The sequence below is a fragment of the Paraburkholderia sp. genome (assembly GCF_036488505.1).
Classification (GTDB): domain Bacteria; phylum Pseudomonadota; class Gammaproteobacteria; order Burkholderiales; family Burkholderiaceae; genus Paraburkholderia.
In genome coordinates, this window is the sequence record NZ_DASXHN010000270.1 from 1 (window position 1) to 15,851 (window position 15,851).

Annotated in this window: 11 protein-coding genes; 7 read left to right on the forward strand and 4 right to left on the reverse strand. The window is 62.8% G+C overall.

Annotation, left to right across the window (positions count from 1 at the left end; genetic code table 11):
* A partial coding sequence (locus tag VGH68_RS15995) for a Fur family transcriptional regulator (protein ID WP_331604623.1) occupies positions 1-448 on the forward strand: 448 nt, incomplete at its 5' end.
* A 108-nt stretch (positions 449-556) separates the two neighbouring features.
* On the opposite strand, the gene VGH68_RS16000 is transcribed toward VGH68_RS15995, so the two are convergent.
* Positions 557-1,066, reverse strand: a complete 510-nt coding sequence (locus VGH68_RS16000; protein WP_331604624.1) for a response regulator — start codon at positions 1,064-1,066, stop codon at positions 557-559.
* Between the two features lie 459 nt (positions 1,067-1,525).
* Between VGH68_RS16000 and VGH68_RS16005 the strand changes: the two genes are divergently transcribed.
* Positions 1,526-2,257 (forward strand): ribonuclease activity regulator RraA, encoded by a 732-nt coding sequence (locus VGH68_RS16005; protein WP_331604625.1) that lies wholly within the window; start codon positions 1,526-1,528, stop codon positions 2,255-2,257.
* Positions 2,258-2,301: 44 nt separating this feature from the next.
* On the opposite strand, the gene VGH68_RS16010 is transcribed toward VGH68_RS16005, so the two are convergent.
* On the reverse strand, positions 2,302-3,135 hold the full coding sequence (locus VGH68_RS16010; RefSeq protein WP_331604626.1) for a TetR/AcrR family transcriptional regulator: 834 nt from the start codon (positions 3,133-3,135) through the stop codon (positions 2,302-2,304).
* A 111-nt stretch (positions 3,136-3,246) separates the two neighbouring features.
* On the opposite strand from VGH68_RS16010, the gene VGH68_RS16015 reads away from it, so the two are divergent.
* The 3 genes from VGH68_RS16015 to VGH68_RS16025 all read left to right on the forward strand — a co-directional run bounded on the left by VGH68_RS16015 (position 3,247) and on the right by VGH68_RS16025 (position 7,881).
* Positions 3,247-4,746 carry an MDR family MFS transporter gene (locus VGH68_RS16015; protein ID WP_331604634.1) on the forward strand — a complete coding sequence of 500 codons (1,500 nt, stop codon included), beginning with the start codon at positions 3,247-3,249 and terminating at the stop codon, positions 4,744-4,746.
* Positions 4,747-5,205: 459 nt separating this feature from the next.
* Positions 5,206-6,351 carry a hypothetical protein gene (locus tag VGH68_RS16020; protein WP_331604627.1) on the forward strand — a complete coding sequence of 382 codons (1,146 nt, stop codon included), beginning with the start codon at positions 5,206-5,208 and terminating at the stop codon, positions 6,349-6,351.
* 453 nt (positions 6,352-6,804) lie between these two features.
* Positions 6,805-7,881 (forward strand): TAXI family TRAP transporter solute-binding subunit, encoded by a 1,077-nt coding sequence (locus VGH68_RS16025; protein ID WP_331604628.1) that lies wholly within the window; start codon positions 6,805-6,807, stop codon positions 7,879-7,881.
* Positions 7,882-8,227: 346 nt separating this feature from the next.
* On the opposite strand, the gene VGH68_RS16030 is transcribed toward VGH68_RS16025, so the two are convergent.
* On the reverse strand, positions 8,228-11,011 hold the full coding sequence (locus tag VGH68_RS16030; RefSeq protein WP_331604629.1) for an ATP-dependent Clp protease ATP-binding subunit: 2,784 nt from the start codon (positions 11,009-11,011) through the stop codon (positions 8,228-8,230).
* A gap of 1,104 nt (positions 11,012-12,115) precedes the next feature.
* Here VGH68_RS16030 and VGH68_RS16035 point away from each other — a divergent pair.
* Positions 12,116-13,753 (forward strand): sensor domain-containing protein, encoded by a 1,638-nt coding sequence (locus tag VGH68_RS16035; protein ID WP_331604630.1) that lies wholly within the window; start codon positions 12,116-12,118, stop codon positions 13,751-13,753.
* A gap of 316 nt (positions 13,754-14,069) precedes the next feature.
* The gene (locus VGH68_RS16040) at positions 14,070-14,990 is read left to right on the forward strand and encodes a LysR family transcriptional regulator (RefSeq protein ID WP_331604631.1); all 921 of its coding nucleotides are present in this window, start codon (positions 14,070-14,072) and stop codon (positions 14,988-14,990) included.
* A 121-nt stretch (positions 14,991-15,111) separates the two neighbouring features.
* Here VGH68_RS16040 and VGH68_RS16045 read toward each other — a convergent pair.
* On the reverse strand, positions 15,112-15,851 hold a 740-nt coding region (locus VGH68_RS16045; RefSeq protein ID WP_331604632.1), incomplete at its 5' end, for an MFS transporter.

A 15,851-nucleotide genomic window follows, 5' to 3' on the forward strand; every position in this document is an offset into this window, starting at 1 on the left:
CCGCGAACGCGGCGAAAAGCTCACGCCGATCAGGCGCAAGGTGCTTGAACTGTTGCTGAATTCCGGGCGCGCGACCAAAGCCTATTCGCTACTCGACCAGATGCGCCACATCCACCCCGGTTCCGCGCCACCCACCGTCTACCGCGCGCTCGACTTTCTGCTGTCAGCCGGCCTCGTGCATCGGATCGAATCGATCAACGCGTTCACCGTGTGCCACGATCTGACGCAATGTCAGCACGGCATCCTCGTCGTGTGTCAGCAATGCGGCACGGTCACCGAGCTGCACCAACCGAAGCTGCGCCAGGCGCTCGTCGTGCAGATCGAGGACGCCGGCTACCGCCTCGCCGGCGACGAGATCGAATTAAAAGGATTGTGTTCGGCCTGTCAGGCAGCGGAAGCGGCAGGCATCGAGGACGCGCGGGCCCCGGCGGCGGCCGCGGCGAAATAACGGCGTATCCCGCGACCTGCTGGAAGGGTTACGCCAACGTGCCGCGCCCTGAGCATCACAAGCGGCGATCACAAGCGGCCGTCAGAAGCGCCGGTAAGAAGCGGGCGATCAACCCGCCGCGCGCGCGTCGATCGCGTCGTGCAGCAGCGTCACGAGATCGTCGGGCAATGCGGGTTTGGTCATAAAGAACTGGAAGCCTTCGCCGATGCTGCGCAGACGATACGCTTCGTCGGTATGGCCGGTGAGGGCCACCGCCACCGACGGAGCATGACCGCCGCAAATCTCGTGATCCCGCAGCCGCTGGATCAGATAGAAGCCATCCATCGCCGGCAGGTCGAGATCGCAGACCACCGCGTCGGGCAATAAGCGCATCGCCGCTTCGACACCCTCTTCCGCATCCGCCACCGCGCAAACCTGCGCCCCTTCTGCCTCGAGGAGCAAGGTCAGCGACTCCCGGCTGTCCGGGTCGTCTTCCACCAGCACGATCGTGGCCTGATCGAGCCTCATTGCTGCGTTCATTGTCTGTTGTTGCTCTGGAAAACCGGTTAGGCCATCTGAACTGGCCGCTGTTTCGCTCTGCTTGCCGCCGATCCGCGCGGCCAGGATGTTGCTGTCCATGGTTCCGACTCAATTTCGTACGCCGAGTTGCAGACAGGTTCGCGATTGTTGAACGTCGCGTTCACCATCTTCCCGAGCACAACGCGTGCGCACAGTAACGCGCCAAAATTGCACGCCCATGAAAAAACGGCCAACGGCGCATATCGCGGCTGGTGTGCCCAGTTTGCCCCGTTATCGCGATTCGCCGGCTGCCGGCACCCGATGCGCCGGCGCGGTTCGTGCCAACCCCGATCGCACGGCCTTCTCCGCCCGGCATCGTTTCCGTTCCTCACATCGTTTGCACGATGCCGGCTCGTCCGTTCGTCCCGCGCGGCATCCGTCCATCGCTGTAGTAGCACGTCGCGTGCCGTGGTGCCCGGCTTCGCGGCGCGCGAACCGCCGCTCGACCAGCGATTGGGAAGGCGTTGCGCGGCGGCGCTATCATCGCGAAGCACCCCGAACCCGAGGCCAACCGACACCATGTCCGCCACCCCTTCCACGTTATCTGCAACGACGCTGGCGATTCTCCGCCACGTCAGCACCGCCACGCTGACCACCCAATTGTTCAAACGTGGTCTGCGCAACACCTTCATGCAGGGCGTCGCGCCGCTCACCCCGCGCAACGGCGTGAATCTGACCGGCCCGGCATTCACGCTGCGCAACATCCCGTCGCGCGAGGACATCGATGTGCTCGAACTGTTCGCGGACCCCGAGTACGCGCAGCGCAAATGCGTCGAGACGATTCCGCCAGGCCACGTGCTCGTGCAGGATTGCCGCGGCGAACGCGGCAGCGCGTCGTTCGGTTCGATTCTTTCGCTGCGTCTGCAAATGCGCGGCGTCGCGGGGATGGTGTCCGACGGCCCGGTGCGCGATAGTGCGACGATCGCCTCGCTGGACATGCCGGTGTTCTGCGCGGGCGCAAGCGCGCCGCCCAATCTGATCCGCCATCACGCGGTGGATATCAACGTGCCGATCGGCTGCGGCGGGGTCGCGGTGTTTCCGGGAGACGTGATCGTCGGCGACGTGGACGGTGTTGTCGTGATCCCGCTGAAGATGGTCGACGATGTCGCCGAAGCGGCGGCAGAGCAGGAACAGCTGGAGGCGTTCCTGACCGAACGGATTCGTGACGGCGCGGCGCTGCCGGGTACTTATCCCCCGAACGACGCGACCAAGGCCGCGTTCGACCAGTGGAAGAAGCAGCGAGGCGGTTAGGCGACGCGACTTGCCCCGCGCATTGGGGAGACGTCCGCGTCGCGTCAAGCGCTGCCGTTCGCGCCGATTCCCTGCACCAGCAATGCAACCGCGTGCCGCGCGATCTCGTCACCGCCCAGCTTGCGCCGCGCAGGATCGTTGCGCCATAGCTTCGACGCCGCGAGCGGCAGAATCGTCATGCCCAGCACGGTGACGAACACGAGCGACGGTTCGACCGACGGATTCAGGCGGCCCTCCTTTTGCCAGCGCTCGATCGCCGACAACGACGCCTTCTGATGCGCGTTGCCGAATCGTTCGTGCATGCGCTGGCGCAACAGTCCGCCGTCGCTCATTACTTCGCGCACCCACAACGACGCGAACCAGGGGTTGTCGCTCGCCACCTGCACGAGCCGCTGCGCGAGTTGCGTGATCGCCGCGACCGGATCGTCGGCGTTCTCCTGAAACGGCAACCCCAAACCCGCGCGCAGCGGCGCGAAACGCTCGTCGATCAGCACGTCGAGCAGTTGATCCCGTGTCTTGAAGTAGTAATGCATCATCGCGGACGTGAAGCCCGCTTCACGGGCGATCTGGCCCAGCGACGTGTCGACGATGCCCTGTTTCGCGAACAACCTCAGCGCGGCATCGAGCAAACGGGCGCGCTGTTCGGGGCCGCGCGCGGAGCCCGTCGGCCTGCCCGGACGGCGAGCCGCCGAGAGAGCGCGGACCGCGGCAACAGCGCTCGTTGCGTCGGTGTCGCTTTGCGTCGCGTTGACCGCGCGCTCCAACCCACTGCCCTTTTTCGCTGCGACTCGCGTACGCGGCGGCGCGTTCGAGCGCGGCTTTGCGGTGACTTTTGTCGGGGGGTTGACCGCGGAGTCGTCTGACGGAATTCTTGCCATTGCATTGAATTTGACTGGAATAGCGATGTCGCCTATATTAATCGCCAAGTTAATTAATTTCAACGTGCTGCCACCATGAAACACCCTCCTGCCAGCCGGGGCGTCGACGCCATGACACCGGTTTCACGGCCGGCCTCGCCCGCCACCGATCACCCGCCGATCCGGCTACTGTTCCCGGCACTGCTGCTGGTGATGTTGCTCGCCGCGCTCGATCAGACGATTGTCTCCACCGCACTGCCCACGATCGTTGGCGAACTGGGCGGACTCAACAATCTGTCGTGGGTCGTCACCGCTTATCTGCTCAGTTCGACCATCGTCGTGCCGCTGTACGGCAAGTTCGGCGATCTGTTCGGCCGCAAGATCGTGTTGCAGACCGCGATCGTCGTGTTCCTCGTAGGCTCCGCGCTGTGCGGCATCGCGCAGAATATGGGCCAACTGATCGTGCTGCGCGCGCTGCAAGGGCTCGGTGGCGGCGGCCTGCTCGTCGTCACGATGGCCGCGATCGCCGATGTGATTCCGCCCGCCGAGCGTGGCCGCTATCAGGGCGTGTTCGGCGGCGTGTTCGGTCTTGCGACGGTGATTGGCCCGCTGCTCGGCGGCTTCCTGGTCGAACATCTCACGTGGCGCTGGATCTTCTATATCAACCTGCCGCTCGGCATCGTGTCACTCGTCGTGATCGGCGCGGTTTTCAAGCCGCACGTGCATCACGTGAAGCATACGATCGACTACATGGGCGCCGCGTTTCTCGCCGGCGCGCTGACCTGCATCATCCTGTTCACGAGCCAGGGCGGCACGATCCTGCCGTGGACGTCGCCGCAACTGTGGTTCACGCTGGGCATGGGACTGGTGTCGATCTGGGGCTTCATTCATGAGGAGCGCAGCGCCGTCGAACCGATCATGCCGCTCGAACTGTTCCGAGAGCCTACGTTTTTACTCAGCAGTCTGATCAGCTTCATCATCGGCGTGTCGCTGTTTGGCTCGGTCACGTTTCTGCCGCTCTATCTACAGGTCGTGAAGGGCTCGACGCCGTCGCAAGCGGGCATGCAGATGCTGCCGATGATGGGCGGGCTGTTCATCATGTCGATGGTGACCGGCCGCATCATCAGCAAGATCGGCAAGTACCGGATATTCCCGATCATCGGCACCTTCCTCGTGTCGGTCGCGATGGTGCTGCTCGCGCGGCTGCGGATCGACACGCCGATCCATGTGATGTATCTGTACATGGGTCTGCTCGGCTGCGGTCTCGGCATGGTGATGCAGGTGCTGGTTCTCGCGGTGCAGAACACCGTCGAGTTCAGGCATATGGGCGTCTCGACGTCGGGCGTCACACTGTTCCGCTCGATCGGTGGTTCGATCGGTGTGGCCAGTTTCGGCGCGGTGTTCTCGAACGGACTCGCGGCACGCCTCGAGAAACTGATTCCGCCCGATACCGAACTGCCGCACGCCTTGGGCCCCGCCGCGATCCATCAGCTACCCGAAGCATTGCGCAACGATTACCTGCATGCATTCTCCGGTGCGCTGCACACTGTGTATCTGTCGGCCGCGTGCGTCGTGGTGCTCGCTTTCGCGCTCGCATGGCTGCTGAAGGACCATCCGCTGCGCAAGCACTGATCGCGAGCGTCGGATCCACGCGCGCTTCCCCGCGCCGATACCAACGCCTGATGCGAGGCATTCGACGACAGTCACATTCACGAGGCCCACGCGCAATGCGTCGGCCTCGTTGCTTTTTGGTCCTGGCAACCGTCATTGCAAAGCATCTGCGCGCAACGGCCTGGACGCTCCGCGTCGGCTCACGAACGCAGTGAAAGGACCACGCGTACATGGGCGAACGGCCCACATGCAAGCTTTCGTCATACCTGCGAATGTGCGGTAGCCCACACTCTCAGGTACGAACGTTAATTGACGTTGGTCGTGAAACGCCACATATTGGACATTCGCAACGTAAGCGTGACTTACGTCTACGAAACTCTCCGGCGCATGTGGATCGTTTTCCGCGGACAAGGCTCCCCGCCTCAACACGATCCGGGACATGCCTTCAATGGCATCGTTTTCCATAGGTGGGGCCACCGTATGTCCACCCAGACAGCAACCGGCCATAGCTTTCCGACACCCTGCAAACGCTGCGGTGGCACGCTGTACCGGCAAGTCGATTCATGCCCGTATTGCGGCGTCCCGCATCCGCTCGGCACCGATCCGCACAGACGCACGGCGGTTCCCGGCAGCCGCGCCAGCGCAACGCATAAGCCACTACACCGCTTCGCCGCGGATTCGCCGGACCTGCACGACGAAATCGCCTTCGCCGCTCGCGCGATGCCTGCGTCGCAGTTCCTTCAAGACGAGCCGGCCACCAACAGGGCGCTCGTTGCCCCGGTGCCGCAGGCCGCCGATCCGCAAAGCCAGTACGAACAGCCGGTGCATGCGCCACACAACACGACGCGCACGATCTGGCGTGTTCTGTGTGGCCTTGGCGCGGCTGTCGCTCTGGGCCTGACGTATGTCGGCTACACGCTATTCAGTGACAACGGCGAGGCCGAAGATACCGGCGTCGAACACATCAGCCGCGATGCCCGAACGACAACGGGCACGATTGCACCGCTGGCGGCGACCACGCCCGCGCCAATGGTTGCTCAAACACAGCCGATGCACGCGTCTGCCGTGCCTAAACCTATAGCGCCGCCGATACCCGCTGCACCGGACAGGTCGGCGAATCCCGCGCCGGTGCTTCCTGCTGTGCCGATTGCCGCTGCGCCCGCGATCGCGCCCGCGCTGGCGTCGATCGACGCGAGCGCCGCGCCACGGCCCGCGTTGCAGTTCCGCGATGCCGCGCAAGCGGTAGAAAGCGCGCGTCTGGCAGTCCGTGCAAACGATCTGTCGAAAGCGCAAGCCGCGCTCGCCGCCGCGCAAACGTTACAACCCGGCAATGCCGATGCAAAGGATCTGGCCACGCAGTTGCGGCCAATCGCAGAGCGTCGCGACAACGCATTGCAAGCCGCGCAAGCCTGTGTCGCGCAGCAGTCGTGGTCTTGCGCTCGCCAGCATGCGAACGAGGCACTCGCCATCGACACTGGCAACGACGCGGCGAAAAGCATTCTCCAGCGTGTGATCCGCGAGACCGGCTGGGCGCCGCTGAATCAGCATGCGGCGACTATGGGCAGCGGGCAAGCCGCGCCGCTCGCGCAGACGCAGTTGCAGCCCCCGCTGCCCGCGGGCAAATGAGATAAACGAGAGGACGAACGAGACAAGCGACGCAATCACAGCCAACGAGATCGACACGACAGACGGCAAACAGGCACACGGCGAACTCGCCGCAATAGCAGCGGCGACAGCAGCGGAAACCACAGCGCATGGCGGTGCCGCGCGTCACGACCGTGCATCGCGACCACGCATTACCACCGCGTAACGCGACCGGGCGCCGCACTCGAATGCGCGATCGAAGGCGCGAACCCCGCCGCATGAAAAGCGTCGGCATTCGCCGTTCGTAGTATGGCCCTCGCTATCAGATCGAATCATCGCTGTCTGTGCCGCCGCGCACGTTTTCCCGAGTGTTCTGCGCGGAAACAGACGGACCTGGCTATCGCCGCGCATTGAAATGACATTGCAGCCGGATCACTGGTGCTTTCGCGCACCGCGCGCGAAGCGTAATTAACCTGACCGATAGGTAGAAAGACCATGCTGAAGAGACTTCTCGCGGGGTGGCTGGGGCTGGCGGCGCTGATCGCATGTTCGCTGGCGGGCGGTGCGGAACCCGCGCACTACAAGATCGTCACGGGGCCCGAGCGTGGCACCTACATTCAGTTCGGCAACGATCTGTCGAAATGGGTCGCGCAGCCGGTCGGCATCGACCTGGAAGTGGTCGCCTCGAAAGGGTCGGCCGAAAACGTGCAGCGCATGCGTTTCGAGTCCGGCGTGAAGCTCGCGCTGGTGCAGTCCGACGTGTACCAGGCGTTCGTTGACATGGCCAACGCGGGCAACGCGGATGCGGGCACGACGATCAGGCCATTGCGGCTCATCATGCCGTTGTACGACGAGGAAATCAATGTCGTCGTGCGCGCGGATTCGCCGCTGAAAACGCTCGCCGACATCAAGGACAAAACCATCAGTGTCGGCCTGCTCGGCAGCGGCACCGCACAGTCGGCGACGACGCTTTATCACCTGATGTTCGGCAAACCGATCCCCGAGCAGAACGTCGTGCACCTAAGCAACGAGGACGCACTTGCGGCGCTGATCGTAAAGAAGATCGACGTCGCGATCATCGTGGTCGGACAGCCGGCGAATCTGTTCAATGGGATGAAACCCGATCTGTTGCAACAGCTGCGCCTGCTGCCCGCCGATCCGAACGCGCCGGAAACCGCGCGCGCAAAGCAGACCTACTTCCCGACGACGATCCGTCAGAGCAGCTATCCGGGCTGGCTCAAGGAAGACGTGCCCGCGGTGACCGTCAAGGCTTTTCTTGTCACCTACGACTACGGTCTGCGCGACACCGTCAGCAACCTGGATCACTTCGCCGACTCGCTATGCGCGAACTTCGATAACCTGCAGGAACACGGCCATCCGAAATGGAAGCAGGTGAAGCTCGAACTGCCGGCGCTCGTGCGCGGATGGAAGTACTACGGCCCGGTCGAAAAGCATCTGCGCGCGTGCATCGCGAGCCGCAGCGCGGCCGTCAGCGCGGCTGCGGCACAGCCCGCGCCGAAGCCGCACGTGCCGTGCTCGGAGCAGGAGCGGATGCTGTTGTTGTGCAAGTAGCGCGTGAGTGAAGGGCCGAAGCCTGCGGCCGAGTTCCGGCGACTCGAACATCGATAGGGTGAACGCGCACGCAACGCCGAATGCGCGCGAAACTGTTCCGCGTTTCGAAAGCGGGAACCCTTGATGTCCTTGCCCGCCGCCGAGCGCTGCGCAAGCGTGCGCACTTCGGTCGCGCAGAACGCTGATCGATCTCGGCCATCGTCGCTACCACAGCGTCGACCGCAGTGCTGCCATGGCAGGCCGTTTCCGTGTTCGATTCGCAGTACTTCGGCGTGGCCGGTTACTACGCCGAAATGGCCGCGAAGCGCGGTCTGATCGCGATGGTCTCGTGTTCGACACGTCCCGTTCAGGACCCCGTCTTCGACGATTCCCTCTTGTCCCGGTCCGACTTCTTCGCGCCCTTCGCGCTCGCCGGTTTGTCCTTATTGTCCTTCGGCTTCGCAGGGGCTTCGGCCTTCGTCAGCTCCACCTTGTCGGACGCCTTGTCGAACGCGACGTCCACGATATCGCCGGACTTGATCTTGCCGCCGAGAATTTCTTTCGCGAGCTTCGTCTCAAGTTCCTGGCGAATCTGGCGCTTCAACTCGCGCGCGCCGAATTCCGGTCGATAACCGACATCGGCGAGATGATCGACGAGCGAGTCCTGCACTCGCAGCGTGATGCCCTGAGCCGCCGCGGTCCGAACTACACGCTCGAGCTGGATCTGCACGATCGCGCGGATGTTCTCGCGCGACAGTCCGTGGAAAACGATGATCTCGTCGATGCGGTTGAGGAACTCGGGACGGAAGTGCCCTTTCAACACGTCCATCAGCTTGCCGCGGATCTCCTTTTCGGAAGCGCGATCGTCGTCGCTCTTCTCGAGGTTGTCCATGATGATCGACGCGCCCAGATTGCTCGTCGAAATGATGATGGTGTTGCTGAAGTCCACCACGCGGCCCTTTCCATCGGTGAGCCGGCCGTCGTCGAACACTTGCAGCAGCACGTTGTTGACATCGGGATGGGCCTTCTCGATCTCGTCGAGCAGGATCACGCAATATGGACGACGGCGCACGCGCTCGGTGAGCTGGCCGCCCTCGTCATACCCCACATAACCCGGCGGCGCGCCGATCAGTCTGGCCACCGCATGTCGCTCCATGTATTCGGACATGTCGATCCGAATCACCGCTTGCTCATCGCCAAACACGGTTTCGGCGAGCGCCTTCGCAAGCTCCGTTTTCCCGACACCGGTCGGCCCGAGAAAGAGGAACGTCGCAATCGGCCGATGGACCTGACCCATGCCGGCGCGCGACAGCCGTACCGCATCACTCACGGCGAGCACGGCTTCGTCCTGCCCGACGACGCGCTCGCGCAGCGTGTTCTCCATGTCGAGCAGCTTCTGCCGCTCCTCCTGAGTCAGCTCGGTGACTGGTATGCCGGTGAGACGCGATACGACCTCGGCGACCGCGGCGACCGTCACTTCGAGCGTCTCCGATCCAGTCTTGCGCTGCCACGCTTCCGTTAGCTCTTCGAGCTTCGCCTGTTTTTCCTTGATGCGTTCTTCGAAGCCCTTGGCCTCGTCGAAGCGCTTGCGGGACGACGCATAGTCCTGCTCGCGCTTGAACTGCGCGGTCTCCGCCTCGAGTTCCTGAATCTCGGGCGGACGGGAAGTCGAGCCAATGCGCACGCGCGCCGCTGCCTGATCGATCAGATCGATCGCCTTGTCCGGCAAATAGCGGGAGGTGATGTAACGATCGGAGAGCTCGGCCGCCGCGACGAACGCGTCGTCCGCGAAGGTCACCTGATGATGTGCTTCGAGCTTGTCGCGCAGGCCGCGCAGAATCACGATGGTCTGCTCGACGGTCGGTTCAGGCACGAGCACCGGCTGGAAACGCCGCTCGAGCGCCGCGTCCTTCTCGATGTACTTCTGATACTCGTTCAAGGTCGTCGCACCGATCAGGCTCAGTTCGCCGCGCGCGAGCGCGGGCTTGAGCACATTGGCGATATCGAGGCCACCTTCGCCGCCGCCCTGCCCCGCACCCACTATCGTATGCAACTCGTCGATGAACACGATCAGCTCGCTTTGCTTCGCGGTGACTTCGTCGATCAGCTGCTTCGCGCGCTCTTCGAATTCGCCGCGATACTTCGCGCCGGCCACCATCGAATTGATGTTGATCTCGACGAGCCGCTTGCCCCGCAGATCCTCGGGCACATCGTCGTTCACGATGCGCTGCGCCAATCCTTCCACGATCGCCGTCTTGCCCACGCCCGGTTCCCCGATCAGCACCGGATTGTTCTTCTTGCGCCGCGCAAGCACCTCGATCGTGCTCTCTATTTCCTGCGCGCGTCCCAGCACCGGATCGAGCTTGCCCTGCCGCGCCATGGCTGTGAGGTCCCGTCCGAACTTGTCGAGTGTCGGCGTGCCGCTGGGCGCGTCGACCCGGCCGTCCTCCGCCCCCTTGCCAACGACCTTCACGACTTTTTGCCGCAACGCTTCGGGCGTGACGCCGTATTTCCTGAGCAACCCGCCAGCGATGCTGTCGGGAACAGCAGCGAGACCGATCAGCAGGTGCTCGGGACCGACGTACGAATGCCCCAGTTCCTGCGACGCCTGAAATGCATATTGAAATGCTTTCTTTAGCCGAGGCGACACGGTCATCTTGTCGATGGATGCGTCCGAGCCGGCATGACCCTTTTTCGCGTGCTCGTCGATGTATCGCTTGATGTCCTCCGGCGAGAGCTTCATTTCCTTGAAGAGCGCCCCGGCAACGTCGGTGTCGGCAAGGACGTACAGCACATGTTCGGTGTCCAGCTCCGTGCGCTGCAGCTCGTGAGCTTTTTCCGCCGCGCGCTGCAGCAGTTCCATGGTCTGCTCGCTGAACGCATCGGTGGCATCGACTGACTCGCGCGGCACGGAAGCAACGAGACCAGCGTCGTCGTCATGCTCGTCTGCGGCCGCGTCGGAAGGGCCGCCCAATAGACGGGAGAGCCCGCCGCCGAGCAGGGAATCGAACGGATTCAGCATGCTTTGATGCCGCATCAGTTGACGGTAGTCGTACTCACAGATCGACATCGATTTACGCTGGCCGTTTTGTACTACGGTCACCTGTGCAACCGCGGGCCGGGCATGACAAATTTCGCAAAGGGCAGGCATGGTCAATCCTCTCCATTTAGAGGACGGCCCAAGTCGAAGCCGAGCGATCCATGCGATTGCAAAAGATGTAAGTGTGACGCCAAGCGACCGCTGGCTCGACCCGAGCCGCCCCCGTCGTAATCAGGGAACGCGTCGCGCGAGCCTTTCATCTAGCCGTCTTTCGTGATCGAACCTCCCCACGCACGGTTTGTGCTGCGCGGCTTTGCGACGCGGACAAAGTCTACAAAGTTGAATCGTGTCGGGACCGAACCGCAGCGGGTTCGCGGGTTGGTCATGGTCGTCCGTCGCCATTCGGCAAGGCGCGCAAGTAGTGCGCCCGCCTCTTTCGCTTGTAAGCGCATCTCTTCTTCGGCACGCCGTTCTTCAGGTTGTACTTGGTCCGCCGACACATATCAACCATCGACTATCTGTCTGTCACCCGCTTCTGACGGAGCCGCTCGCAAGCGGTTCGCAGCGACACCGGAAAGCTCGGGCACTGAATGTATATGAACGGCACAACGGCAGCGCCACGCCGGGCGCTCCGGCGTCGCCGACTGGTGTGGCGCGCGCGTTGCTGGGGCATTGAAAGTACAATGTTCCATTCACGACGAGCGATCATGAACAACGACGCACTGTCCACCTCCAGCACGTTGCCGCATCCAGACGGCAGCGACACTCTGCAAACTCCCGCCGCACCGCTCGCGTCCAACGACAACAATCGGGTGAAATTGCCGATCCCGCCGAGAAGTCGGCGTCGATGGCTGACGATGCCCAGGTCGCTGGCAGATACTGCGTTGAGCGGAGAAGTCCTCAGGTGAGCAGGTTGAGGATCGAAGCGGCAGCCGGAAGCGAAACCCGGGTGGAAAAGCGATGTGCCCTTAAGAATGCAACGCATCCGCCGATAGACAAAAGCGTTGTCCCGGCGCGCCCCTCGTCCGGCTATTGCGGTTCGGAAACGTACCCTCTTCCGGATAGGCGGCCGCTTTACCGTTGCGCACAAGCTGACGGTTCTGACGGGGCGACCACTCAACCCGAAAATCAAACGCAAAAATCAATATGATTCGCCGAACGCAAACTGGCTGTCCGGCACCGCAGGGAGAAAGTGTGCCTCCCCACGTTTATCCGATGCTGGACAGCCTCACGGACGGTTTGATGTCGTTCGACCTGGCGTGGCGGTTTACCTACGTCAACCGCACGGCCGAGCGGCTTTTACGCAGTGACCGCGGCAAACTGATTGGGCAGATTGTCTGGGAGCGCTATGCGGACCTCGTCGGATCCGGCTATTACAACGCGTACCACGAAGCTGCGCGTGTGAGGAAACCCTGCAGTCACACCGACTACTACGCCCCGCTCGCCACATGGTTCGAGGCACGAGCGTTTCCTCACCAGGACGGCATAACCGTCCTGTTTCGCGATGTCTCGGAGGAGCATCGACAGGCAGCGATCCTCCAGCACCAGGCCACGCATGACTACCTGACCGATCTTCCGAACCGGCGTCAATGCGTCAAGGTGCTGGACCTTGCTGTTCAGGAACTGTCCGCGCGGCCTTCCGGTTACGACGGTGCGCTTGCAGTACTGTTCATCGACCTCGACCGTTTCAAGGAAATCAACGATGCGTTCGGTCATGCCGAGGGTGACCGGGTCTTGCGTCACGTGGCTGCCCGATTGCACGACCTTGCGGGTCCATCCGGCTTTGTGGCTCGCGTAGGCGGCGACGAGTTCGTGCTGATCCTTGGAAACACCAGCGACGTCGAAGCGAAAGAAATCGCCCAAGCCATATTGGCGACACTCGCAGACCCGTTTCAGATGCCGGAGATTTGCGTATCGCTGGGTGCCAGCATCGGCATCGCGCTCGGCCGCGACGCCGCACAGTCGGCGGAGACATTGCTGAAGCGTGCGGACGCAGCGATGTACGTGGCCAAATCATCCGGCCGGTTCCAGTTGCAAGTCTATGGTCAGGCGCTTTGCGAAAGCCACGGGGAACGTCTACGCTTGCGCGGTGATTTTGAAGCATCCCTTGCGTCCAACCAGGTGGAACTGCACTTTCAGCCGCAATTGAACCTGACTGACGGATCGCTGCGCGGCGCTGAAGCCCTGTTGCGGTGGCGGCATCCACGGCGCGGTTTGCTGGCTCCTGGCGAGTTCCTCGATGCGATCGTGGACTCTCCGCTGGAAGGACCGCTCACCCGGTGGGTGATCGATGCGACCTGTCGTCACCTTGCTGAATCCCTCGACGATGGCGCGGCGCCGCCGATGGTGTCGTTCAATCTGTCGGCGCGACAACTCGTCACTGCGAGGCTCGCCGATACCATTTTGCAATCGGCTAACAGGTATGGCGTTCCCGCAACGATGCTGGAGGTGGAAGTCACGGAGAATTCGCTGATGACCGACATGCAGGTGGCCTCGCAGATACTTGCGGATCTGCGTCAAGCCGGCATTTCGACTTCATTGGACGACTTTGGCTCCGGCTATTCAAGCCTCGCGTATCTGATGCACTTGCCCGTCAATACGCTGAAAATCGACAAAGCGTTCGTCTGGGCGCTTGGCAATGAACCGAATGCCGTCGCAATCATTCGTACAGTGGTCACGCTGGCGCATGCGCTGAACATGGTCACCGTTGCGGAGGGCGTCGAAACACCAGAGCAACGCGACATGCTGGCAAGCGAGGGTTGCGATGTGATCCAAGGCTATCTCGTCAGTCGCCCGCTTCCCGCCGCCGAGTTTCGCGCGTTCGTTCGCGCACGGCAGGCAACCGGCCTGTAGCGCACCCGCCGGCGCTGACGAACAGGCGTCACACAACGCTGCGCCGGCTGTCGTCTCACCGTTCGTGGCGGCGGTCCCTTTGGCGCGTGACCCGCTAGCGGCCTCGCCCATCGCGGGCGTATAGCGCACGCACGCACCGAACAATTCGGCCGACGACGTCGATCGCACGCCGTACACGGACGCTGGCTCAACGCGATGCCGAACCTCGTTTGATCGTACAGCCTCCGCCTCGTCGTCGCGGGCTGTGCACCGCACTGCGCACAGGCATCCCAGTTAAACTTGAACCGTTCCCGCAGCACGGCGCTTCCCGCGTTACATGGACCTCAAGCAAATCCAGTATTTCATCGCGCTTTTCGAAGACGGCTCCGTGACCCGCGCCGCGAAGCGGCTGAACATCGTCCAGCCTGCGCTCAGCATGCAGATTTCGAAGCTCGAAGCGGAACTGCGGCAAACCCTGTTCGAGCGCGGCCCGCACGGCATGACACCGACGGACGCCGCGCGTCAGATGTATCGCCTGTACGTGCCGATCCTGCGCGACATCGAACATGCGCGTGAGCAGTTGAGCAGGCACGACATCATCGTCACGGGCCGTGTGTCGTTGGGGATGGTGGCGTCCGAAGCGCAGAGCGTGCTGCCGGAATCACTGGCGATATTCAATGCTCTCTATCCGCAGGTCGAGGTTTCGGTGGCCGATGGTTTCAGCGCGCAACTGATCGACGCAGTGGAGGCCGGCCGGCTCGATGCCGCGATCATCAACCGTCCACGCGGACGCCTGTCGCTCGACACATATCCGTTGCTCGACGAAGAGATGGTCCTCGTGACCAGTGCGGCGCACGGTCCTTCCCTGCCCGCCACGATTACGGCGCCCACGCTGACCGAACTCGACCTCGTGCTGCCGACGCGTCGAAACGGCCTGCGAGGCGCTCTCGACGCGGCACTGCTGAACGCCGATGTGGTCATCTCGCCGAAGTTCGAAATCGATCTGCTGAGCACCATCGTCAAGTTCATCGAACAGAGCAGCGTCGCGACGATCCTGCCGCGCGTGGTCGTACAGCGCAAGGTCGACGAAGGCGTGCTGCGCGCATACCCGATCACCTCGCCTCGGATCGTGCGCCACATCGTTCTCGTCAGCCATCCGAAGCGGCCCATCGACCGTGCGGCGACCGAACTCGTCGACATCATCGCCGACCAGATCCGCCGCGTCACCACCGGCGTCGACAGCGCGGAGCCGGAATAACGCGGCGCTGCCGCTCGCGCCAACTAACGTCGAGCATGATCACAAAGCCGGGGGCGCTGGAAGCTGATCCAGCGGCTACCCCACAAAGACTCGTAATCGAGCCGCCGCATAACAGCTGCATTCAGTGAGGCTCGCGCCCGGCGTCGTGGTTGAGCCTACCCAGGGTCTCCGGTACGACGAACGCGCCAACCAGAAAGATCACGCTGATCGCACCGACGAACGCAGCCAGCGTGACCGGCAAATCGCCAGGCGTCTTTGCCGTCAGCGACACGAAAGTCGGCATCATGCCGCCAATGGCGAAACCGATATTCCACGAAAGCCCCGTTCCTGTCGCGCGGATCGCGGTCGGGAAGCGTTCATTCAGGAAGATCAGGATCGGCGCATAGCCGGCGCTACCGAGCGCGCTGAGTATGACCGCATAGAGGCCCAGCATCGTGATGTTCTGCGCAGTCGGCAACAAAAGGAACAGCGCAGGCAACGCAAAGAGACGAATCACGCCGAGCAGAATAAAGCTGCGCTTGCGGCCGATAAACGTACTCATGTGACCCGCTGCGACCGATGCGATCACCACCGCGATGCTGCAAATCATCAGGATCGCCGCCGCCGAGCCGTTGGGCGCATGATTGACGACTTTGAGAAAGGTCGGCAGATAGCCCGAGGTCAGGTAGTACCCGCTGCCGCCGCCGATCGTCAGCAACAGGTTCACGAACAGGATCGAGCGGTAGTCACGCGAAAACAGCGTGCGGATCGGCGAGCGGATCACTTCGACGGGCGCCGCGCGCGTCAGGTCGGCGGCGCGCGCGGCTTTTTCCGCAGCGAGCTTCTTCCACAGCGGCGATTCTTCGAGACCGTTGAAAACCA

Excerpts from the sequence above, each read along its gene's own strand:
- VGH68_RS16020 (WP_331604627.1), top strand. The coding sequence starts at position 5,206 with ATGTCCACCCAGACAGCAACCGGCCATAGCTTTCCGACACCCTGCAAA.
- VGH68_RS16015 (WP_331604634.1), top strand. The coding sequence starts at position 3,247 with ATGACACCGGTTTCACGGCCGGCCTCGCCCGCCACCGATCACCCGCCG.
- VGH68_RS16030 (WP_331604629.1), bottom strand. The coding sequence starts at position 11,011 with ATGCCTGCCCTTTGCGAAATTTGTCATGCCCGGCCCGCGGTTGCACAG.
- VGH68_RS16010 (WP_331604626.1), bottom strand. The coding sequence starts at position 3,135 with ATGGCAAGAATTCCGTCAGACGACTCCGCGGTCAACCCCCCGACAAAA.
- VGH68_RS16035 (WP_331604630.1), top strand. The coding sequence starts at position 12,116 with ATGCTGGACAGCCTCACGGACGGTTTGATGTCGTTCGACCTGGCGTGG.
- VGH68_RS16025 (WP_331604628.1), top strand. The coding sequence starts at position 6,805 with ATGCTGAAGAGACTTCTCGCGGGGTGGCTGGGGCTGGCGGCGCTGATC.
- VGH68_RS16005 (WP_331604625.1), top strand. The coding sequence starts at position 1,526 with ATGTCCGCCACCCCTTCCACGTTATCTGCAACGACGCTGGCGATTCTC.
- VGH68_RS16040 (WP_331604631.1), top strand. The coding sequence starts at position 14,070 with ATGGACCTCAAGCAAATCCAGTATTTCATCGCGCTTTTCGAAGACGGC.
- VGH68_RS16000 (WP_331604624.1), bottom strand. The coding sequence starts at position 1,066 with ATGGACAGCAACATCCTGGCCGCGCGGATCGGCGGCAAGCAGAGCGAA.